The organism is Actinomadura sp. RB99, from assembly GCF_014706005.1.
Taxonomy (GTDB): domain Bacteria; phylum Actinomycetota; class Actinomycetes; order Streptosporangiales; family Streptosporangiaceae; genus Spirillospora.
Genome location: NZ_JABMCA010000002.1, coordinates 183751 through 204622, shown reverse-complemented (window position 1 = coordinate 204622; position 20872 = coordinate 183751). Strand labels below are relative to the sequence as shown.

The window sequence follows — 20872 nt, the reverse complement described above, 5'->3', positions numbered from 1 at the left end:
CGGCGCCACCGGAGGCACCGGCACCGCCGGAGGCGCCGACTCGCGGTGCCTCGTCACGCTGAGTAACGACCCAGGGTCGTCGCGCCTATGCGATACCGGCCACATAGTTGCCGGATGGCAAATATTCGTACTGGCCGGTACTGTGCAGCTCGTCCCCTGTTGGACCAGTTGATGCAGTGATGGGAGCGCGCCTGGTGAAGGGTGGTTCGGTGGAACACGTGGCAGGACTACTGCGGTCGGAGCGGGAGGGCGTGCTCGAGCGGTGGGTCCGGGTGGCCACGGAGGGTGTCCGAGGCCGGATCACCGAGCGCGAGCTGCGCACGGAGCTGACCGAGCTCTACGGGCTCGTCGAGGCGGCCGTCGCCGACGGGGACGGGTCGGGCGGCGGCGAGCTGCAGGCCGCCCTGGCCGAGATGTCGCGCAACCGGGCCCGGCAGGGCTTCAGCCCGGCGGAGACCGCGATCAGCGTCTTCTCCCTCAAGCAGGCCGTGCACGAGCACGTCGAGGCCGCCGGCGACACCGCCGCCTACGGCGAGTTCATCAGGTTCTCCTCGTTCATCGACGACCTCGGGCTCCTGACCTTCGAGACCTACGCCGCCACGCGCGAGCAGGTGATCGCCGACCAGGCCGAGCAGCTGCTGGAGCTGTCCACGCCGGTGGTGAAGCTGTGGGACGGCATCCTCGGCGTCCCCCTGGTCGGGACCCTGGACTCCGCCCGCACCCAGGTGGTGATGGAGACGCTGCTGCAGATGCTGGTCGACACCGGCTCGCAGTACGCCGTCATCGACATCACCGGGGTGCCCGCGGTGGACACCGAGGTCGCGCAGCACCTGCTGAAGACGGTGATGGCGGCGCGGCTGATGGGCACCCACTGCGTGGTGTCGGGCATCCGCCCGCAGATCGCGCAGACGATCGTCGCCCTCGGCATCGAGTTCGGCGACATCGTCACCAAGGCCACGCTCGCCGACGCGCTGGAGTACGCGCTGGACCGCAAGGGCATCCGCGTCGTCGGCGGGGAGAGCGCCTGATGGAGCGGGTGCCGATTCTCAAGATCGGTGCGGTCCTGCTGGTGTCCATCCAGGTGGACCTGCAGGACCAGACGGTGCTCGCGCTGCAGGAGGACCTCGCCGAGCGCATTGTCGCGACCCGGGCGCGCGGAGTGATCATCGACATCACCGCGGTGGACATCGTCGACTCCTTCATCGGCCGGATGTTCGCCACCATCGCCGCGATGTCGCGGCTGATGGACGCCGAGACGGTCGTGGTGGGCATGCGCCCGGCCGTGGCGATCACGCTCGTCGAGCTGGGGCTGTCCCTGGGCGGCATCCGCACCGCCCTGGACCTGGAGCAGGGCATGCGGCTGCTGGGCGCGCCGCTGCCGGCCATCGGCGCCGGCGCCCTGGACGGCCGGTGACGACCTCCGGGGAGGAGGCGCCGCTGCGCTCCAACGACGACGTGGTGCGGGTGCGGCAACTGGTGCGCGTCGCGGCCTCCGCAGCGGGCATGTCCCTGGTCGACCAGACGAAGATCGTCACCGCGGCGAGCGAGCTGGCCCGCAACACCCTCGTCTACGGCGGGGGCGGTGCGGTGAGCATCGAGCAGGTCGCGAGCCCCGGCGGGCGGGCCGGCATCCGGATCACGTTCCGCGACGAGGGGCCGGGCATCCCCGATGTGGACCTGGCCCTCACCGACGGCTGGACGAGCGGGAGCGGCCTCGGGCTGGGGCTGTCCGGCGCGCGCAAGCTCGCCGACGAGTTCGAGCTGGACACCGAGGCGGGCCGGGGTACGACCGTCACGGTGGTCAAGTGGGCGCGTTGACCGGCGGGGGCCCGGAGGGCGGCGCCGCGGCGGGCGACGTGCTGTGGATGCGGGTCGAGGAGCGCAGCGCCGCCGCGGGCGCGCGGCGCCGGGCGACCGTGCTCGCCGAACGGCTCGGCTTCACCGGCGAGCGGCTCGGCCAGGTCCAGCTGGCCGCGACCGAGATGGCCACCAACCTGATCAAGCACGCCCGCGAGGGCGAGATGATGGCGCGGATCGCCCGGAACGGGGCGTCCGCCGAGCTCGAACTGCTCAGCGTGGACAGGGGCCCGGGCATGGCCGACGTGCCCGGTTCGCGGGTGGACGGCTACTCCACCAGCGGCACGCTGGGCCTCGGGCTCGGAGCGATCGAGAGGCTCGCCGATCGCAGCGGGCTGCATTCGGTGCCGGGCCACGGCACGGTCCTGTTCGCCCGCTTCCACCAGCCCGGTGAGGATGCCGCACCGGAACCGGTGTTCTGCGGGCTGACCAGGCCGATCGACGGCGAGCAGGAGTGCGGGGACGCCTACGCCGTCCGAGCCGAGGCGGGGGTGGTCTACGCCATGCTCTGCGACGGCCTGGGGCACGGGCCGCTGGCGGCGCGGGCCTCGCGGGAAGCGGTCGAAGCGGTGCGGAGGATGGCGCTGCCGGCGCGGCCGGCGGAGATCCTGCGGCACGTCCACCGGAGCCTCTCCTCGACCCGCGGCGGCGCGGTCGCCGTCGCGGCCGTGGACCCGGCGGCCCGGCAGGTGCGTTTCGCGGGGCTCGGCAACGTCGCCGCGTGGACGGTCGGCGCCGGCCGCCGGCACGGCATGATCTCCGTGCCGGGCATCGCCGGGGCGCAGGCCAGGACGTTCCGCGAGCACGTCTACGACCTGCCCGCCGGGGCGGCCGTGGTGCTGCACTCCGACGGGCTCACCGACCGGTGGGACGCCGCCCTGCAGCCCGATCCGTCCGGCCACGACCCGCTGCTGGTCGCCGGGGCCCTGATGCGCGACGTCGGGGTCCGCCGCGACGACCGGTGCGTCCTCGCGGTCGTCCCGCGGGACGGCCGGTGACCCCGGTGATCGTCGACCTGCTCCGCGTCGAGATCGCGGACGAGGAGGGCGTGTTCGCCGTCCGCCGGGCGGGCCGGCGGGTGGCCGGCGCCGTCGGGCTGGACCCGCAGGACCAGGTCCGGGTGGCCACCGCGCTCAGCGAGGTCGGCCGGGACCTGTTCGCGCACGCCGGGCGGGTGCTGGTCGTGTTCCTGCTCGACCAGGGGACGCGGCCCGGCCTGCTGGTCGAGCTGAGCCTCCGGCCCCGGCCCGGCGCGGACCGCTTCACCCCGGGGACCGCGGCCGCCGCCCGCCTGGTGGACCGGGTGGAGCAGGAGGACGGCGCCGACCGCCTGCTGGTCAGGATCCGCAAGGACCTGCCCGCGGCCTCGGCGCCGGCCTCCGAGGCCGCCGTGACGGACCTGCGCGAGCAACTGGTGCGCCTGGCGCCGGTCTCGGTCCTGGACGAGCTGCGCACGCAGAACGCCGAGCTCGTCCAGGCACTGGAGAAGGTGCGGTCGCAGCGCGAGGAACTGCGCGCGCTGAACGCCGAGCTGGAAGAGACCAACCGCGGCGTGATGGCGCTGTACAACGAGCTATCGGAGGAGCTGGAGAAGACCAACCGGGGGGTCGTCGCGCTGTACGCCGAGCTGGAGGAGAAGTCCGACCAGCTCCGCGAGGCCGGAGAGGCCAAGAACCGGTTCTGGGCCACCGTCAGCCACGAGCTGCGCACCCCCGTGAACGGCATCATCGGCCTGGCCCGGCTCCTGCTGGACCCGGCCGCCGACCCGCTGACCGAAGAGCAGCGGCACCAGATCTCCCTGATCGCCGACACCAGCGACACCCTCGTCGCCCTGGTCGACGAGCTGCTGGACATGGCCAAGGCGGAGCGCGGGAAGCTCGAACCGCAGCCCGCCCCCGTGCGCGTCCCGGGCGTCCTCGCGCGCCTGCGGGAGCTGCTGGCGCCGATGGCCGAGGAGGCCGCGCTCACGCTGACCGTGGACGACCGGCTCGCCCCGCCCGTCCTGGTCACCGACGAGGTGATGCTGACCCGGATCCTGCGCAACCTGCTGGCCAACGCGCTGACCTTCACCGCCGAGGGCGAGGTCCGCCTCACCGTCGACGCCGCGCCCGCCCACGTGGAGTTCAGCGTGACCGACACCGGCATCGGGATCGCCCCCCAGGACCAGGAGCGGGTCTTCGAGGAGTTCTACCAGGTCCCGGGCAACCGCCGGGGCGGGACGGGGCTGGGGCTGCCGTACGCGCGCAAGCTCGCCCGGCTCCTCGGCGGAGAGCTGCGGCTGGAGAGCACGCCGGGGCGGGGCACCACGGTGACGCTGCGGCTGCCCCCGCACCGGCCCCTGCGGGAACTGGCGCTCGGCCACGTCCTGATCGTCGACGGGGAGGAGGCCGCCCGCCGGGTCCTGCGCGGCCTCGTCGAGGACGCGGCGGCGCGGGTCGGCGAGGCCGCCGACGTCCGGTCCGCCTCCGCCGCGGTCGCCTCCGCTCCCCCCGACCTGGTCCTGCTGGACGCCCGCCTCTGCGGCGCCGGGGACGTCCCGCCGCTGGACGGGCTGCCGGACGGCACCGCCGTGGTCCTGCTCACCTCGATCGACACGGCGAACGTGCCGGAAGCCCGTCCGGAACGGGCCGACGCGGAACTCGGCAAGGACCGCCTCGGCCCCGAGATGCTGGCCGACGCCGTGCTGCGGGCGCGGGCGCGGAGGGCGCGCGTCAGGGAGGACGCCGATGACCGCTGACCACTGCACCACCCTGGTCGTCGACGACATCGACACCAAGCGCTACATCATCGGCAGCTGGCTGCGGCGCGCCGGGCACACCGTGGTGGAGGCGTCGACGGCCGCGCAGACCTGGGAGCGGCTCGCCGCGCACCAGGTGGACCTGGTGATCCTGGACGTCCGCCTGCCGGACATGAGCGGGATCGAGGTCTGCGAGCGGATCAAGGCGGCGCCGCGGACCGCGTCGCTGCCCGTCATCCACATCTCGGCGTCGGCGGTCGACGTCACCGACCGCACCCACGGCCTGCGGCAGGGGGCGGACGCCTACATGGTCGACCCGATCGACCCGGGCGAGTTCATCGCCACCGTCGACGCCGTGCTCCGCTACTACCGGGCGCGCCGGAAGGCCGAGCGGACGGCCGAGCGGCTCGCGGCGTTCACCAGGACGTCCCTGGCCATCAACGCGGCGGAGAGCTTCGACGGGCTCGCGGAGGTGGCGGCGTGCGGCGCCTTCGAGGTCTTCGGAACGCCGACGGCGGCCTTCATCATGCCTCCGCACCGGAGGCCCCGGCGGACCGTGTGCCTCGACGGCGACCCCTGGCACCGGGACTTCCCCGCCGGCCTGTTCGACCGGCTGGCGCGGCGCACCGGCCTCCGGGACGCCACGGGAACGGAGGTCGTGCGGATCCCGGCGGACGACTGGCGGGCGGCGCTTCCCGACACCGCCGCCGAAGGCGACGTCGTGGTGGTGATGTCGCTGGTGAAGAAGGGCCGCCCGCCGATCTGCGTCGCGATCCAGGCGCCGGACGCGATGGACGAGGACGACACCAACCTGCTCCGCCAGCTCGGGCAGACGCTCGCCCTGGCGATGGAGGCGATGCGGTCCTACAGCGAGGAGCACCTCATCTCGCTGACCCTGCAGCGGAGCCTGCTCCCCGAGACCCACCCCGTCATCCCGGGCTGGACGTTCGCGGTCCGCTACGAGCCGGCCAGCGACCAGGCCGAGGTCGGCGGCGACTTCTACGAGGTGCTGCAGCAGGGCGACCATGTACTCGTCGCCATCGGCGACGTCCAAGGGCACTCGCTGCACGCGGCCACCGTGATGGCCGAGATCCGCCACGCGCTGCGCGCCTTCGCCGACGAGGGCCACGACGCCATCACCATCCTCGGGCTCCTCAGCCGGGTCCTGCAGCGGTACCACGACAACGAGACCGCGACGATGTGCCTGATGACGCTCGATCCCCGCACGGGCGCCCTGCATGTGGCCAACGCGGGGCACCTGGCACCGCTCTACATCGACGAGGACGGGGCCCGGTACGGCAAGGGAGGCGGCATCCTGCTCGGTTTCCCCGTCGAGAGCGTCGGGAGCGAGGAGGTCGTGGTGCCGCCGGGGGGCACCGTCGTCCTCATCACCGACGGCCTCATCGAGGACCGCGGCATCTCGCTGTCCGACAACCTCGAACGGCTCGCCTCCGTCGCGGCCGACGTGGACGACGACCTCGAGGAGTTCAGCGACCGGGTGATCTCCGAGTTCGGTCCCCGCGAGGACGACGTCGCCTTCATCGCCCTGCGCCGGGCGCGCTGACCGGGCGGGTCACCCGCTCTCGTGCCCGGGCTCCATGGCGGGCAGGGAGCGGAAGGTGAGCGGCGCGGTCTCCGCCCCGGCCTGCACGTCCACGGGGTCGAGCAGGAAGCCGACGTGATCGCCGAGTTCGGTGCGCTCCAGGACGCGGCCGACCAGGTGGCGGCGGGCGGCGGTGAGCAGGGGGACGCCTTCGGGCCCGGGCCGCCACGAGCAGCGGGCGAACTTGTCGACCTCGTCGCCCGTCCGCTCTCCGAACAGGGCCGCCAGGTCCTGCTGCTCCTCGTCGAGGACGTGCACGGCCAGCACCGTCGCCTCCCGGGCCACCCGGTACGTGCGGTTGCGGCGGGAAATGCACACCAGGAACCGGAAGGGTTCGATGCTGGTCTGCGTGGCGAACCCGACCAGGCAGCCCGCACGCGCGCCCGTGCCGGGATCGACGGTGGTCACCACGAACATCGGGTAGTCGAACCCTGCGACGAACTCATCGGCGTCCACCGCACAAGCCTATGTCCGGGTCCGAACGCGCATGACGCGAAGACCGCCGCCACCGACAACGGTGTGAGGGGCGAGGCGTTCGCCGTGCAGCGTCAGGGGGCCGACGACCGGGTGGTGCAGCCGGTACGAACGGGACCGGACCTGCGCCGCCGAATGTTCCGCCGCCCGGCTCAGCCGGACGGGTGGCGGCCGCGCCATTGGTCGGTGGCGACGCCGGACAGGATCACGGCCACGACGTCTTCGGCGAGGTCGGGCGTGACGGGCAGATGCCCGAAGAGCACCCGGTAGTAGGTCGTCGAGGCGAGCATGTCCAGCAGGAGGTCGATGTCGATGTCCGGCCGCAGGTCGCCCCGGTCGATGCCGCGGCGGAGCGCGGCGGCGGTGGTCGCCCGGCGCGGGTGGAAGAAGAGCTCGAAGAAGTGCCGTTCGAGCGCGGGGTCGCCCGCGAGGTCGGCGACGAGCGCGGGCAGCGCCCTGCGGCCGAGGGCGGTGGTGAAGGCCTCGCTGAGCGTGCTGATCCCGGCGACGAGATCGCAATGGGTGCAGCCGGTGTCCGGCGTGGGCGCGGTGCCGACGGTGGTGGCCAGGGCGTCGACGACGAGGTGCTGGCGGGAACGCCAGCGGCGGCGGATGGCGGGCTTCGTGGTGCCGGCGCGCGCCGCGGCCGCCTCCATCGTCAGGCCGCTGTAGCCGGCCTCGTTGAGGATCTCGACGACCGCGCGCCGGACCGCGTCGTCGATGCGGGCGTCGCGAGGGCGCCCGCCGGCGGCGGGGGCGGGCGGGCCGGCGGACCGGCTTGTCGGGGTGGCCATGAGGGCAGTATAAGGGATACGTTCCGTTCCGGAACGAAACGTAACCTGGAGGCTGCCATGGTCCGCCCCGCCGACGATCCGTCCACCGGATCCCCCGATCACCACGTCCACGAGGACGAGAGCGCGCCCGCGCCGCCGCTCAAGGCGGACCGCGCCCGCGACAGCGTGTTCGGCGGCGCCCATCGCGCGCTGACGCTGGGCGTCCTGCTGTCGGTCGGGCTCGTGGCCTTGGAGTCCCTCGGAGTGGCCACCGTGCTGCCCGGCATCGCCGAGGACCTCGACGGCCTGGGCTCCTACGGCTGGGGCCTGTCGGCCCTCATGCTGGCCAACGTCATCGGCACCGTCGTCGCCGGGCGGGACGCCGACCGGCGCGGACCGCTGCGTCCGATGGCCTGGGGCATGCTGACGCTGGCGGCGGGTTGCGCGGTGGCCGGAGCCGCGCCCACGTGGCCGGCGTTCCTGGCCGGCCGCTTCTGCCAGGGGCTCGGCGTGGGCGCGGTGATGGCGATGGCCTACACCGTGATCGGGCTGGCCTACCCCGAGCACCTGCGAGCCCGGATGTACGCCCTGCTCTCGTCGGCGTGGACCATCCCCTCGCTGGTCGGCCCGGCCACCACCGGCACCCTCGCCGAACGGACCACATGGCGGTCGGTGTTCCTGCTCATCACGCCGATCATCGCGATCGCCGCCGCCCTCACCCTGCCCCCGTTGCGCGCACTGCGGCGGTCCGGCGGCGCCGAGACCACCAGTACCGCGCTGCCCTGGTGGAAGCGCCCGCTGGGCAGTGCGGTGCTGCTCACCGCGGGGACCGGCGTCCTGCTGGAGGCACTGCTGCTGACCGACGCCGTCGCCCTGGTCGTCCTGGCCGCCGTCGGCGTCCTCATCACGGTCCCCGCGCTGCGCTGGGCGACGCCGCCGGGCACGCTGAGCGCCCGTCGCGGCCTCGGGGCCGGCGTCGCCGTCCGCGCCCTGCTGTGCGGGGCCTACTTCGGCACCGAGGCGTTCCTTCCGCTCGGCCTCCAGGAGTCGCGGGGCATGAGCGCCACTATGTCCGGCCTCGGCCTCTCGGCCGGGGCGATCACCTGGGTGGCCGGTTCGGCGCTGCAGGCGAGAAGGGACGCCGGCGGCGCCGGGCGCGCCGCCGCCACCGCGGCCGGCTTCGCCGTCCTGGCCGCCGGGGTCGCCCTGATCGCGGTGACGACCCTGTCCAGCGCGCTGCCGTCATGGACGGCGCTGCTGGGATGGTCGATCGGCGGCCTGGGAATGGGCGTCGGATTCAACGCCTCCACCACCCAGACGCTGCAGCAGGCTCCCGCGGAACGGCAGGGCGAGGCGAGCGGCGCGCTCCAGCTCGCCCAGACCTTCGCCACGGCCGTGATCGCCGGGCTGGGCGGAGCTGCCATCGCCTTCGGGAAGGACCACGGCTCCTCGATGCGGGCCACGCTGCTCGGCGTCTTCGCCCTGACCGGGCTGCTCGCCGTGGGCGGGATGCTTCTCGCCCGCCGCCTGCGTCCCGGGACCGCCGATCGTCCGGCCTGACTCCCCCGTCAGAAGCGCTTGCCTTCCTCGCGGGCCTGGGCGTGGGCCTCGCGGCGTCCCGTCTCGGCGTCGGCGGTCGCGAGGTTGGGACGGAACTGCACGGTGGCGATGTCCGTGATCCCGGCCCAGCGCAGCCAGTCCTCGAAGAACGTGCTCTGGAAGTCGGCGCCGAAGCCCGGTCCGCGGCCGTCGCCGTAGACGGCGCTCGTGTAGACGACGGCCGCCTTCTTGTCCCGCAGGAGGCCGGTGTAGCCGTGCTGGGCGTCGAAGCCGAACACCCAGCCGGGCTGGGAGACCACGTCGATGAACTGCTTGAGGATGTACGGCACGCCGGAGTTCCACATGGGGACGCTGAACAAGTAGCGGTCGTAGGAGTCGAAGCGCTCGAAGACGGCGCGGGCGGCCGCCCAGGCGCGCTCCTGGGCGCCGGACGGGTCGGCGCCTCCGAAGACGGTCATCTTGGCCCCGGCTCCGGCGGGGCCGAACTCCGGGAGCGTGCCGTCCCAGAGGTCGTGGTGGTCGACGGTGTCGCCGGGGTGGGTCTCCCGGTAGGCGTCGAGGAACGTGGTGGCGAGCGCCAGCGACTCGGAGGACGTTCCGCGCGGCGAGGCGGAGACGTGCAGCAAACGGCTCATGACCTGACCCTTCAGTAAGCGGACCGCAGTCCGCATCTCTCCGGAGAGATTAGCGGACCACGGTCCACTTAGCAAGGAAGGGCGGCTCGCCTTGACGGGTCGCGGAAGCGGGGCGCTACCGGCCGCGCCGATCGGCGCAGGTCGTCACGCCGTGAAGAAACCGACGAGGGCGTCGGCGATCCGGCCGGGGGCGCTCTCCGTGGGGATGTGGTCCGCCCCCGGTATCCGCACGAGCGTGGTCCGCGGCACCTCACCGGCGAACTTCTCGGCGTACTCCACCCTTTCGAAGCCGTCGTCCTCACCCCAGATCAGCAGCTTGGGCGTCATGGACCGCCGCAGCGCGGGGACGAGGTCGAGGGTGTAGCGGCTGTCGGCCGCGCCCGCCATGGCCAGCCAGGAGCGGCGGACCCGCGGGTCGGTCCACGGATCCACGTAGTCGGCGATCAGGTCCTCGGTCGCGGCGCCGGCCAGCGCCGCCGCCACGGCCCGCCGCCGGGCGGCGAGGAGTTCTTCACCGGTGGTCGCCGCGGCGACCTCCGGGTCCCGGAACCTCGCCACGTGGGGCGCCGGCCAGGAGTCGTAGAGGACCGAGTTCACCAGGGCCAGCCGGGACACCTCCACCAGATCGTGGACGAGGAGGTGCTGGGCGACGGCGCCGCCGATGTCATGGCCCGCCACGGCGATCGGCCCGGACAGCCCCAGCGCGGACGCGAATCGCGCCGCCCACCCCGCCAGAGCCGGGACCGTCGCGGTCTCCGGGGTCAGCTCGCCTCCCGAGCGCCCCAGCCCGGGGAGGTCCACCGCGAGGGGCCGCAGCCCCGCCTTCGCGAGCCGGCCCACCACCGGAAGCCAGACCCGGCTCCAGTACGTCCCGTGCAGCAGCAACACCGGCGGACCGTCCCGCTCGGCGGTCAGGTAGCTGGCGGATTCCCCGTCGACCTGGACCGCGGTCCTCAGCACGTCCGTTCCAGTCGTCTCGCTCATGCGACCACTGTGCTCCGGCCCCGCCCCCGCGACCGAGAGTCCAAAAAGACATCCATGGGTAGATTCGTGCCATGGACCGTCATCGGGTCGTGGCCCTGCTCCATCCGCCCCAATCGCCCTTCGAACTCGCCTGCGCCACCGAGGTCTTCGGCAACGCCCACCCGGACGTGCCGGCCCGCTACGACTTCCGGATCTGCGCCGAGCGCCCCGGCCCCCTGCGGACGACCGCCGGCTACGCCATGCTCGTCGACGCGGGACTGGCGGCCCTGCGGGAGGCGGACACCGTGATCGTCCCCGGCTGGCAGCCGGCCGCCGAACCGGCGCCGCCGACCGTGACCGAGGCGCTGCGGACCGCCCACCAGCGCGGGGCGAGGATCGTCGCCATCTGCACGGGCGCGTTCGTCCTCGCCCAGGCCGGACTCCTCGACGGCCGCCGCGCCACCACCCACTGGCGCCACACCGCCCGGCTCGCCGCCGCCTTCCCCGGCGTGCGCGTGGACCCGGACGTGCTCTACGTGGACGACGGCGACGTGGCGACCAGCGCGGGAACCGGCGCGGGCATCGACCTGTGCCTGCACCTCGTGCGTTCCGACCACGGCGCGGCGTACGCCGCCCAGATCGCCCGGAACATGGTGCTGCCGCCGCACCGCGAGGGCAGCCAGCTCCAGTACGCCGCACAGCCCGTCCCCGCCAAGGCGGACGCGTCGCTGGCGCCACTGCTGGAGTGGGCCGCCTCCCGGCTCGACACCCGGCTGACCGTCGCCCGGCTCGCCGAACGCGCCGGACTGTCGAGCCGGACCCTCGCCCGGCAGTTCACCGAACAGCTCGGCACCAGCCCAGGGCAGTGGCTGCTCGGCCGCCGCCTCGACGCGGCACGGGTGCTCCTCGAACGGACCGACCTTCCCGTGGAGGCCGTCGCCACCCGGGTCGGCCTCGCCTCGGCGGTCAATCTGCGCCGCCACTTCCGGGCGCACCTCGGCACCACACCCGGCTCCTACCGGAGGACCTTCAGCGAAACCCGTTGACGGCCGCAGAGCCGAGGCCGCACCCGCGAGCGGCGACGGACGCCTTTCGACGATTCGCGGACGGCGCCTGTCGATCATCCGGAATGATGTCCTCGTGCCTGGATCTCTGACGGTCGCCGTAGCCCAGCCCGCGTGTGACGAGCTGGATGTCGTCCATAACGCCAGCCGCCAGGCCGGGGTGGTGCGGCGCGCGGGCGCGCGTCTGGTGGTCTTCCCGGAGCTGTCGCTGACCGGTTACGACCTTGCGGCTCCCGCCGTGGCCGTGGACGACGCGCGGCTGGATCCGATCCGGGCCGCGTGCGACAGCGCCGACGCGGTCGCCCTGGTGGGCGCTCCGGTGCGGGAAGACGATGGGCGGGAGTACATCGCGACGCTGGCCGTCACGGGCGAGAGCACGACGGTGGCATATCGGAAGATGCACCTTCACGGCGAGGAGGTCCGCCGGTTCAGTCCCGGCGAGAAGCCGGAGGTCCTGGAGATCGACGGATGGCGGCTGGGCCTGGCCGTCTGCCGGGACGCGGCGGTGCCGCAGCACGCGGCCGACACCGCGGCGTTGAGCATCGACGCTTACGTGGCCAGCACCCTGTACGGGGCAGGGCGGGAACAGGCGGCCCGCCGCGACGAGCACATGCGGGATCGGGCCGCCGCACACGGCGTCTGGGTCGTCCTGTCCACCGCTGCGGGAGCGAGCGGCGAGTACCGCGAGACGTCCGGTGGCTCCGGCGTCTGGGCACCGGACGGGAACGTGCTCGTCCAGGCCGGCGCGGAGCCCGACGCCGTGGTGACGGCGACGCTCCGCTGACCCGGAACGGCGACCGGGGCGCCGGCCGGTTCAGGCGCTGGTAAGGGATCGGGTGGAGGCCTGGAGGATGTCGCCCAGGGCCGCTCGGGCCTGGGCGAGGTCGGCGATGCGGGAGTCCAGCTCGGCCATCTGGGTCCTGAGGTGGTCGAGAACGCAGGCCTGCACCTCGGTGCCGTCGCCCGCGAAGCAGGGCATGATCTCCCGGATGACCCGGGTGGGGAGCCCGGCGGCGAGCAGGGCGCGGATGCGGGCGACGGCCGCGGGGGCCTCGGGACCGTAATGGCGGTGGCCGCCCGGGCTGCGGTGCGAGGTGAGCAGGGCTTGGGCCTCGTAGTAGCGCAGGAGCCGGACGGACACGCCCGTCCGGCGGGACAGCTCCCCGATCTTCATGTGACCCACTCCATAGGCACGCGGCTTGAACCTCACATCGATGTCACATCCTACGTTGATCGCATGACGACGACTTCGGCCACCTCAGCGCCCGTTTCGCTCTACGGATTCCTGACCCCGAAGCCGGGGCACGCCGACGAACTCAGGAGGCTCCTGCTGGATCTCGTCGAGCCGTCCCGGGGACATGACGGCAGCCTCCAGTACCACCTGCACGAGCAGGAGGACGGCCGGTTCTTCCTCTACGAGGTCTGGCGTTCGCAGGAGGACCTCGACCGGCACAACGCGACGCCGCTGCTGCGGGCCTTCATGAGCGACGCGCCCGAGCACATGGAAGGGGCACCCGAGGCCTACTTCGGCGCGGTGATCAGTCCTTACCCCGGTGGCGCGGCCTGACCAGGGGCGTTGTCGCGCCTGAGCCGAGAACCGGCCCGCCTCGGCGGGCCGGGTCCGGGGCTTGACGGCCGGGTCCGGGTTGACGGTCGGGTTCGGGGCTTGACGGTGGGGTTCGGGGCTTGACGGTCGGGTTCGGGGCTTGACGGTCGGGTAGGGGCCGCCGAACGGACGCCCGAAACGGCGGTCCGTTCATCGAGCGTTGGGGAACGCGCCTTCGGGCCGCCCCGCGACCGTCCCGGCGCCGAGGAGCGCCGGTGACATCTTTCGGTCGCCGGGCCCACCCCCCGTCGCCCGGCAGCGGACGCATTCGCAGGAGGCCCCGTGCCCGAACGAAACGCCCACTCCCGTGCCCCATGGCCGGCCCCGCGCCGGCCGCTGCCGATCGCCCTCGCCGCCGCCCTCGCCGCGCTGGTGTGCGCGATCGCGGTGACCGCCACGAGCGCGCGTCGCGAGGCGCACGCCGCCACCGTGCCGACCCCGGACCACGTCGTCGTGGCGATCTTCGAGAACCACTCGTACTCGCAGGTCATCGGCTCTTCGAGCGCGCCGTACCTCACCTCGCTGGCGAACGGCGGCGCCAACCTCACCAACTTTTTCGCCGAGACGCACCCGAGCCAGCCGAACTACTTCGCGCTGTTCTCCGGCAGCACGCAGGGCACCACGGACGACACCTGCCCGCCGCCCGGATCCCCATACAGCACGGCGAATCTCGGCGCCGAGGTCCGCACCGCCGGCCGCACCTTCGGCAGCTACAACGAGGGCCTGCCGTCCGAGGGGTCCACGGTGTGCAGCAGCAGCTCGGGCAAGTACGCCCGCAAGCACAACCCGTGGTTCTCCTTCAGCAACCTGCCGGCGTCCACGGGCCACACATTCACGCAATGGCCCACCGACTACACCACGCTGCCGACGGTGTCGTTCGTCGTGCCGAACCTGTGCGACGACATGCACGACTGCTCGGTCAGCACCGGTGACACGTGGCTGAAGAGCAAGCTCGACGGCTACGCCCAGTGGGCCAAGACCCACAACAGCGTCCTCATCGTCACCTTCGACGAGGACAACGGGCTCGCCGGCAACCGGATCCCGGCGGTCGTGTACGGCGCCCACGTCAAGACCGGCGCGGACGCCACCCAGTACAACCACTACAACCTGCTGCGCACCATCGAGGACATGTACGGCACCACCCACGCCGGGAACGCGGCGTCGGCCTCCCCCATCACCGCGATCTGGCAGTGACGACCACGGCCCCGGGGGCGTCGCGCGGCGGGACGCGGGACGGCGCGCGCTGCGGCTCGTGGCGCCTCACCGTCCTCGACCTGCGGACCATGCGCGAGACCCCGCTGGCCGAGACCAGGAGCGTCGACGACCAGGCCGTCTGGATCGGCGGCATGCAGGTCGCCTATTCGCTGCCGGGCGACTACGGCCCCGACCTGTGGACCGTCCCCGCCGACGGCTCCGGCACCCCCCCGCCGATTCCTGACCGCCGCCCTCAACCCCGTCTTCTGACCACGATCACTCGTCAGCTCGCGTCGGCCCTCCCGGGGGTCAGGACGGCCGCCACGAGGGCCGCCGCGGCGGCGGCCGCGGCGGCGAGGACGAAGCCGTCGGTGAAACCGGACAGGGTGTCGCCGACGATGCTCGCCGCCGCGACGCTGGAGATCACCGCGGCGCCGATCGAGGCGCCGAACTCGTGGAAGGTGCTGACGATTCCGGAGGCGATGCCGGCTTCGTGCGGAGCCACCTGTCCGAGCGCGGTCGCCGACGCGACGACGAAGACGGCGCCGGTGCCCGCGCCCGCGATCGCGATGCCGGCCACCACGGTCCCGGGATGCATCGACAGGGCGGGCACGGCCATGCCGACGGCGGCGGTGAGCAGGCCGGCCACGCCCATCCGGCGGGCCCCCGCCTTGGCGATCACCCGTCCGGTGAGGTCCGCACCCAGCATCGTCGCCCCCGCGACCGGGAGGAACAGCAGCCCGGTGAGCAGAGCGCCGTAGTCCCGGCCGTGCTGGAAGTAGAACGTGCCGAGGAAGAAGACCGCGACCATCAGGGCCGTCGCCATCGCGATGAGGAACGTGCCGGTGGCCACCGGCCGCCGCACCAGCAGCACGACGTCCATCATCGGCGACGCGGCGGTCCTCTGCCTGACGGCGAACGCCAGGTAGCCGACGACGGCGGCCAGCACGAACCCGCCGGTCGCGGCGGTGAACCAGCCGTGGTCGCCGGCGCGGTTGACCGCGTAAATCAGCACGCTGGAGGAGGCGGTGACCAGCGCCGCTCCGAGCACGTCGAGCCGGGGCCGGGGCGTCACCGCGGCCTGCCGCGGCAGCATCCAGGCGAGCGCGACGAAGATCGCCAGGCCGATGGGCACGTTGACGAAGAAGACCCACGGCCAGCCGGGACCCGCGGTGAGCAGGCCGCCCAGCAGCACGCCGAGGGCGGCGCCGCCACCGCCGAGCGCCGACCAGACGCCCAGCGCCTTGTTCCGCTCGTCCCCGTCGAACATGCTCACGACAAGCGACAGCGCCGACGGGGACAGCATCGCCGCGCCGACGCCCTGGGCGACGCGGCCGCCCAGCAGCACCCCGGCCGATCCGGCGAGCCCGGTGGTGAGCGACGCCGCCGTGAAGACCAGGAGCCCGGCGAGGACCACCCGCTTGGCCCCGATCAGGTCGGCGGTCCGCCCGCCCAGCAGCATGAGGCCGCCGAACGCGAGGGTGTAGGCGCTGACCGTCCAGGTCACGGCCTGGCGGCTCAGGCCGAGATCGGTCTCGATGTGCGGCAGCGCGATGGCCACGACGGTGACGTCGAGGATCAGCATCAGCTGGGCCACGCCCAGGAATCCGAGGATGCGCCATCGCAGCGGATGAACCGCTGCGACCTGCGCGGACGTGCCCTGGATCTCTTCTGTCATCGAACCCCTCCCCTAACTCGTATGCAGAAGTACGACTTATAACGGGGAGCGTAACATGTATGTTCCAGTACGAGTTAGGATGGCGGGCATGCCTTCCGCCGCCGGACCGCGTCGCCGTGCAGACGCCGAGCGCAGCATCGCCCGCATCGTCGCCGCCGCGCGCGAGATGCTCAGCCGCGATCCGGCCGCCGGGATCGACGACATCGCCAAGGCCGCCGGGGTGGGCCGGATGACGCTCTACGGCCACTTCCGCACCCGGGCCGACCTGGTCGAGGCCGCTCTTGCGGATGCGTTGCGCGCCGGTGACGAGGCGCTGTCCGCCGTCGACCTGACAGGCGACGCACGGGACGCCCTCGGCCGGCTCCTCGGCTCCAGCTGGACCCTCGTCGCCGAATCCGCCGCCCTGCTGACGGCCGCTCAAGGCGTTCTTCCCGCCGAACGCATCCGCGCGCGGCACGCCGCCCCCGCTCAGCGGATGGAAGAGCTCATCAAGCGAGGCCAGGACGACGGCGTGTTCCGCACCGACCTGCCGATCTCATGGCTGGTCAACGTCATCCATTACGTCCTGCAGGGCGCCGCCGAGGAGAACCGCGCCGGACGCCTGAAAGCCGAGGAGACCGCCCAGGTCGTGACCGCAACCGTGCAGTCGATCCTCGCCCCGTCCACCGCCCGCCCCTGAGCGGTCGGCATCGGGCTGTCTGGAAACGAGGCGTCCCCGTCACCGGGGGGCAGGTGACGGGGACGCGGGCTCGGACGGCGGGCGATCGAGCAAGGCGGTCAGGCGAGGCGGACGCCTCCCGCGAACGGGCGGCCGGCGATCGGGGCGATCTTGACGACGTCGCCGGTCTGCGGGGCGTGGACCATCTTGCCGTTGCCGATGTACATGCCCATGTGGTGCAGGTCGCTGTAGAAGAAGACCAGGTCACCGGGCTTGAGCTGGCTCTGGCTCACATGGGTTCCGGCGCTGTACTGGCTCCCGGTGTAGTGGCCGAGGCTGATGCCGACCTGGGCGTAGGCGTACAGGGTGAGGCCGGAGCAGTCGAAGCCCTTGATGTTGGCGCCCTGCGCGGTGCCGTAGCTCGGCCCGGACGCGGTCCCGCCGCCCCAGGAGTAGGGAACCCCGAGCTGGCTCAGCGCCGCCCGCACCGCCCCCATCGCCTTGGCCGAAGCCCCTCCCGACCCCACGCTCGGGATGGAGCCCGGACGTGAGCCGGTGCTGGAGTAGGTCCCCAACTGGCGTTCGACCTTCTTGAGCTTGACCTGGAGTTCCCCGCGCTTCTTCTTTGCCTCGTCGGTCAACCGGCGAACCTGGCTCGCGCGCGCTTCGGCGGCCTTGCGCGCGCGCTCGGCGCCCTGCATCGTCTGCAGCAGCTGGACGATGCGCGTGTTGTCCTGGCTGGCGAAGTAGTTGAGCGCCGCCGACCGGTCCAGCACGGCCTGCGGATCGCCGGCCGAGGCGAAACTGATCGCGGGGTCGACCGGGCCGTTCTTGTAGGTGTCCGCGGCGAGCTTCGCGATCCGGTCGCGCGCCTCGGCCAGCGTCTTCTTCTGGCGGTCGGCGCTCGTCTTGGCGACCGCGGCGGCCTTCTGGGCCTGCCGGAGCCGCTCCCGCAGCCCGTTGTACTGCTCGCTGAGCTTCTCGGCCTCGTCGGCGAGCTTCTTCTGCTGCGCCGTCAGCTCCTTGCGCGTCGGCTTGGGCTTCGCCTCGGCGGGCACCGGCGTCAGGAGCCCGACGGAGAGCACGACCGAGGCCGTCCAAGCCGTGCTCGCGGTGATCCGGCGGCGGGCTGACGTGCTGGTGCCGGCAGCTCGTCGCTGCATGCGCTGTCCTCTCCGGTAACGCCTACCGGTCGACGGCCGTCCCCGGCGGGGACGCGTCACCGCGACCTCCTACGAAGCATAGGAGGTCCCGTGCTCCCACGCCACCCGAGTACCAGATTTCACACGAAGGCCGACAAGTCCCTCAGCAGGTCGTGGACAGCCGCGCGATCGCGACGGCCCCCACCAGGAGCGGCGTGGCCACGGCCGCCGCCGCGAAGGCGCAGGTCGCGAGGCGAACGGACCGGCGCGCCCGGACGGGGGCGGCCGCCTCCAGACGCAGCACCCGCTCGACCAGCGCGGCCGACCCGGAATCCCCCGCCGCTCCCAGCGCCCCCGCCACCCCGGGGACGGCGGAGAGCCGGCACAACGCGTCGACCAGCGTCCGCCTGCCGTAGGCGCTCGCCGCGGCGTCGTCGGCGGCCATCTCCAGCAGGAGCGGCAGCCTCGACTTCGCGCGCCGGACCGTCGGCAGCCACGGCAGGAGCGCATGGACGACGTCCAGCATGAGCAGCAGTGCGTGGTGCCGCTGGCGCAGGTGGGCGCGCTCATGGGCGAGGACCGCGCCGAGCTCCGCCTCGGTGAGCGTCTCCTGCGCGCCGGTGCTGACCACGATCGCGCGCCGGCGGGCGGGCAGGGAGTACGCCACGGGGACGGGGTGATCGAGCACCAGGACGTCGGCATGCCGGCCGTGCTCCCGGGCGACCAGGCGCAGCAGCTCCCGATGCCGGCGACGGTGGCGCACGGCACGGCCGAGCCGCGGAAGGCCGCTCGCCAGCCGGGAGCAGCAGGCCGTCATCAGCACCAGGGTCGCCGCCGCCGCCATGATGACGGCCAGGGATCCGTGGTGCGGCAGGCAGTCGCGCAGCCACTCCAGGAGACCGTGGCCCGGCCCCGGCGGAGAGATGAGGGCGACCACCACGACGGCCGTGTTCGCGATGAACGTCCCGGCGAGAGCCGCCGCCCAGCAGGCGATGGCGGCCCCTGGGTCGACGGCGGGCCGACGCAGCCGATCGAGCACCGGCCCGGCGAGGCAGCCCAGCAGCACCGCCGACGCGATCAGGGCGAGCACCGAGAAGAGCATGCGGTCAGGCCTCGTCGCCGGAGGCCCGCCGGCGCAGGACGTCCAGCAGGTGCCGGGCGTCCTCGGGCGGGACGCTCTCGGCGAACCTCGCCAGGATGGCCCCGTGGTCCGGGGCATCGGTGAGCACGTCGAGCATCAACTCGACCGCGTACTCCTCCCGCGGCCTGGTGGGGCTGTAGCGGAAGGCCAGGCCGTCGGGCGTGCGCTGCAGCATCCCCTTCTGCGCCAGCCGTTCGGCCACCGTCTGCACCGTGTTGTAGGCGAGCTTCTTCTCGGCGTTCTCATTCAGCCTCGCCAGCAGCTCGCGGACCCGCAGCGGGCCGGGCGCCGCCCAGAGCACGTCCATGATGGAGCGCTCGAGCGATCCAGCCAATCCGGCCACGCGGCCACCTCCGTCCTCCCCACATTGTGCCGGAACTCCCGCCGGCCACCGCCGTCCGGTGGATCAGTGGTGGTACTGATGCACCACGGCGTGCCCCCGGCCCCGGCCGATCATCCAGCGGTTCACCGGCGTGGTGAACACGAAGGCGATGACGAGGGCCGCGGCGAGCGCGCCCCAGAACAGCACGTCCCCGAGGCCCGCATGCATCGCTCCCGGGATCACGACCACGGTCGCGTTGTCCAGGATCTCCATCACCACGATCGACACGGTGTCGGCGGCCAGCGCCACCCCGAACGCCGCCCGCACCGACAACCCCGCCTTGAGGACGCCGCGCATCGTCAACGCGTACCCGAACACGAAGGCCAAGATGACCGCCGCGACGATCGTGGCCGCGTTCGACCAGCCGAAGGCCGTTCCGAGCACCATGCCGAGCACCTCGCCGATGGCGCAACCGGTCAGGCAGTGCAGGGTCGCCCGCGCCGCCGTCCCCCAGGAGACCGGACCGCCGTGGCCCTCGTGGTGGGCATGTCCGGCGTCCATGGCGCCGTGCTCGGGCGGCGCAGGGTGATGATCTCCATGGCCCTCCGCGACATGCTGATGAGATCCATGCTGGTCATGAGTGGTCACCGATACCTCCGTGATCCGGTCAACGATCACGGTCAGTATGTCCTACAAGGCGTAGGAGGTCGACGCGGCGCCACCTCGCGCCGCGCGGACTCAGTCGTCGCGCCCGGTGCCGCGGTCGGGAGCGGTCATGTCCCCCGTCGCGGGCGTGCCGTCGGCGAGCCCGTAGCGCAGGTACACGGTGCCCTTCGGGCTGGCCGCCGGCGGTTCGAGGAGCGTGACGTTCGCGGGCACCGCTCCCCCGTCGAACACCTTCTTCCCGACGCCGAGAACGATCGGGTGCACCCACAGGTCGAGACGGTCGAACAGCTTCTCGCGCAGGAGCGTCTGCACCAGGTTCAGGCTCCCGACGACCTTGACGTTCTCGTGCCGGTCGCGGATCTCTCGCACCGCGGCGGCCAGGTCCGGGCCGAGCTGCGAGGACCCGGCCCAGGAGAGGTCGGGCCTGCCGCGGGAGGCCACGTACTTGGGGACCCTGTTGAAGAGCGTGGCGATCTCGTTGTCCTGCCCGCCCTCCTGGTGCGGCCAGTAGGCGGCGAAGATGTCGTACGTCCGCCGGCCGAGCAGGAGCGCGTCCGTGCCCTCGTACGCGGCGCCCACCTGGGCGCCGGCTACGTCGTCCAGCAGGGGCGCCTGCCAGCCTCCGAACGGGAACCCCACCGGGTCCTCGTCGGGGCCGCCGGGCGACTGCCCGACCAGGTCGAGGGTCGCGAACATCTCGATGTGGATGAGGCCCATGCTTGCTCCCGCTGAGTCGGCTGGCTCGGTTGAGAGGTAGACCCGGGGAGACCGGCGGACTCATCGCGCCGACGCCACCAGC

General features: G+C 72.9%; 23 protein-coding genes. 12 read left to right on the top strand and 11 right to left on the bottom strand.

Annotation, left to right across the window (positions count from 1 at the left end):
* Nucleotides 1-218: 218 nt before the first annotated feature.
* From amrb99_RS03005 to amrb99_RS02980, 6 genes are read left to right on the top strand one after another with little or no spacing between them, the layout of a single operon-like run.
* Entirely contained in the window at nt 219-1028 is an 810-nt protein-coding gene (locus amrb99_RS03005) for an STAS domain-containing protein (protein WP_347256507.1), read from the top strand.
* Nucleotides 1028-1414 (top strand): STAS domain-containing protein, encoded by a 387-nt coding sequence (locus amrb99_RS03000; RefSeq protein ID WP_190851872.1) that lies wholly within the window; start codon nt 1028-1030, stop codon nt 1412-1414. The genes amrb99_RS03005 and amrb99_RS03000 overlap by 1 nt, the downstream gene beginning before the upstream one ends.
* A complete protein-coding gene (locus tag amrb99_RS02995; protein WP_190851870.1) occupies nt 1411-1818 on the top strand; it encodes an ATP-binding protein in 408 nt (135 codons plus the stop codon). The genes amrb99_RS03000 and amrb99_RS02995 overlap by 4 nt, the downstream gene beginning before the upstream one ends.
* On the top strand, nt 1806-2855 hold the full coding sequence (locus amrb99_RS02990; RefSeq protein ID WP_347256506.1) for an ATP-binding SpoIIE family protein phosphatase: 1050 nt from the start codon (nt 1806-1808) through the stop codon (nt 2853-2855). The genes amrb99_RS02995 and amrb99_RS02990 overlap by 13 nt, the downstream gene beginning before the upstream one ends.
* Nucleotides 2852-4594 (top strand): ATP-binding protein, encoded by a 1743-nt coding sequence (locus amrb99_RS02985; protein ID WP_347256505.1) that lies wholly within the window; start codon nt 2852-2854, stop codon nt 4592-4594. The genes amrb99_RS02990 and amrb99_RS02985 overlap by 4 nt, the downstream gene beginning before the upstream one ends.
* Nucleotides 4584-6158, top strand: coding sequence for a fused response regulator/phosphatase (locus tag amrb99_RS02980; RefSeq protein WP_190851868.1), 1575 nt, complete (start codon nt 4584-4586; stop codon nt 6156-6158). The genes amrb99_RS02985 and amrb99_RS02980 overlap by 11 nt, the downstream gene beginning before the upstream one ends.
* A gap of 9 nt (nt 6159-6167) precedes the next feature.
* Here the strand turns inward: amrb99_RS02980 and amrb99_RS02975 are convergent, their stop codons facing one another.
* Together amrb99_RS02975 and amrb99_RS02970 are read right to left on the bottom strand one after the other, a co-directional pair.
* Entirely contained in the window at nt 6168-6653 is a 486-nt protein-coding gene (locus amrb99_RS02975) for a flavin reductase family protein (RefSeq protein ID WP_347256504.1), read from the bottom strand.
* Between the two features lie 170 nt (nt 6654-6823).
* Nucleotides 6824-7465 carry a TetR/AcrR family transcriptional regulator gene (locus amrb99_RS02970; RefSeq protein ID WP_190851866.1) on the bottom strand — a complete coding sequence of 214 codons (642 nt, stop codon included), beginning with the start codon at nt 7463-7465 and terminating at the stop codon, nt 6824-6826.
* A 57-nt stretch (nt 7466-7522) separates the two neighbouring features.
* Between amrb99_RS02970 and amrb99_RS02965 the strand changes: the two genes are divergently transcribed.
* A complete protein-coding gene (locus amrb99_RS02965; protein WP_190851864.1) occupies nt 7523-9004 on the top strand; it encodes an MFS transporter in 1482 nt (493 codons plus the stop codon).
* A gap of 8 nt (nt 9005-9012) precedes the next feature.
* On the opposite strand, the gene amrb99_RS02960 is transcribed toward amrb99_RS02965, so the two are convergent.
* Both amrb99_RS02960 and amrb99_RS02955 read right to left on the bottom strand, forming a co-directional pair.
* Nucleotides 9013-9639: an NAD(P)H-dependent oxidoreductase gene (locus amrb99_RS02960; RefSeq protein WP_190851862.1), complete on the bottom strand. Its 627-nt coding sequence runs from the start codon at nt 9637-9639 to the stop codon at nt 9013-9015.
* 144 nt (nt 9640-9783) lie between these two features.
* Complete coding sequence (locus amrb99_RS02955) at nt 9784-10623, bottom strand: alpha/beta hydrolase (protein WP_190851860.1); 840 nt, start codon at nt 10621-10623, stop codon at nt 9784-9786.
* Nucleotides 10624-10694: 71 nt separating this feature from the next.
* On the opposite strand from amrb99_RS02955, the gene amrb99_RS02950 reads away from it, so the two are divergent.
* Together amrb99_RS02950 and amrb99_RS02945 are read left to right on the top strand one after the other, a co-directional pair.
* Nucleotides 10695-11648, top strand: coding sequence for a helix-turn-helix domain-containing protein (locus tag amrb99_RS02950; RefSeq protein WP_190851858.1), 954 nt, complete (start codon nt 10695-10697; stop codon nt 11646-11648).
* Nucleotides 11649-11742: 94 nt separating this feature from the next.
* Nucleotides 11743-12450: a carbon-nitrogen hydrolase family protein gene (locus tag amrb99_RS02945; protein ID WP_190851855.1), complete on the top strand. Its 708-nt coding sequence runs from the start codon at nt 11743-11745 to the stop codon at nt 12448-12450.
* Nucleotides 12451-12480: 30 nt separating this feature from the next.
* On the opposite strand, the gene amrb99_RS02940 is transcribed toward amrb99_RS02945, so the two are convergent.
* On the bottom strand, nt 12481-12840 hold the full coding sequence (locus amrb99_RS02940; RefSeq protein WP_190851854.1) for a MerR family transcriptional regulator: 360 nt from the start codon (nt 12838-12840) through the stop codon (nt 12481-12483).
* 63 nt (nt 12841-12903) lie between these two features.
* Between amrb99_RS02940 and amrb99_RS02935 the strand changes: the two genes are divergently transcribed.
* Both amrb99_RS02935 and amrb99_RS02930 read left to right on the top strand, forming a co-directional pair.
* Complete coding sequence (locus amrb99_RS02935) at nt 12904-13233, top strand: putative quinol monooxygenase (RefSeq protein WP_190851852.1); 330 nt, start codon at nt 12904-12906, stop codon at nt 13231-13233.
* 321 nt (nt 13234-13554) lie between these two features.
* Nucleotides 13555-14466, top strand: a complete 912-nt coding sequence (locus amrb99_RS02930; protein WP_347256503.1) for an alkaline phosphatase family protein — start codon at nt 13555-13557, stop codon at nt 14464-14466.
* A gap of 283 nt (nt 14467-14749) precedes the next feature.
* Here amrb99_RS02930 and amrb99_RS02925 read toward each other — a convergent pair whose 3' ends face one another.
* Nucleotides 14750-16144, bottom strand: coding sequence for an MFS transporter (locus amrb99_RS02925; RefSeq protein ID WP_190851849.1), 1395 nt, complete (start codon nt 16142-16144; stop codon nt 14750-14752).
* Nucleotides 16145-16199: 55 nt separating this feature from the next.
* On the opposite strand from amrb99_RS02925, the gene amrb99_RS02920 reads away from it, so the two are divergent.
* Nucleotides 16200-16823: a TetR/AcrR family transcriptional regulator gene (locus amrb99_RS02920; protein ID WP_241755175.1), complete on the top strand. Its 624-nt coding sequence runs from the start codon at nt 16200-16202 to the stop codon at nt 16821-16823.
* A gap of 98 nt (nt 16824-16921) precedes the next feature.
* Here the strand turns inward: amrb99_RS02920 and amrb99_RS02915 are convergent, their stop codons facing one another.
* From amrb99_RS02915 to amrb99_RS02895, 5 genes are all read right to left on the bottom strand, one after another.
* Complete coding sequence (locus amrb99_RS02915) at nt 16922-17965, bottom strand: NlpC/P60 family protein (protein WP_190851847.1); 1044 nt, start codon at nt 17963-17965, stop codon at nt 16922-16924.
* 142 nt (nt 17966-18107) lie between these two features.
* Nucleotides 18108-19046, bottom strand: a complete 939-nt coding sequence (locus amrb99_RS02910) for a M56 family metallopeptidase (RefSeq protein ID WP_190851845.1) — start codon at nt 19044-19046, stop codon at nt 18108-18110.
* 4 nt (nt 19047-19050) lie between these two features.
* Nucleotides 19051-19428: a BlaI/MecI/CopY family transcriptional regulator gene (locus tag amrb99_RS02905; protein ID WP_190851842.1), complete on the bottom strand. Its 378-nt coding sequence runs from the start codon at nt 19426-19428 to the stop codon at nt 19051-19053.
* Between the two features lie 63 nt (nt 19429-19491).
* Entirely contained in the window at nt 19492-19968 is a 477-nt protein-coding gene (locus amrb99_RS02900; RefSeq protein ID WP_190851841.1) for a DUF4396 domain-containing protein, read from the bottom strand.
* A 177-nt stretch (nt 19969-20145) separates the two neighbouring features.
* Nucleotides 20146-20790, bottom strand: a complete 645-nt coding sequence (locus tag amrb99_RS02895) for a dihydrofolate reductase family protein (RefSeq protein WP_190851839.1) — start codon at nt 20788-20790, stop codon at nt 20146-20148.
* Nucleotides 20791-20872: the final 82 nt, after the last annotated feature.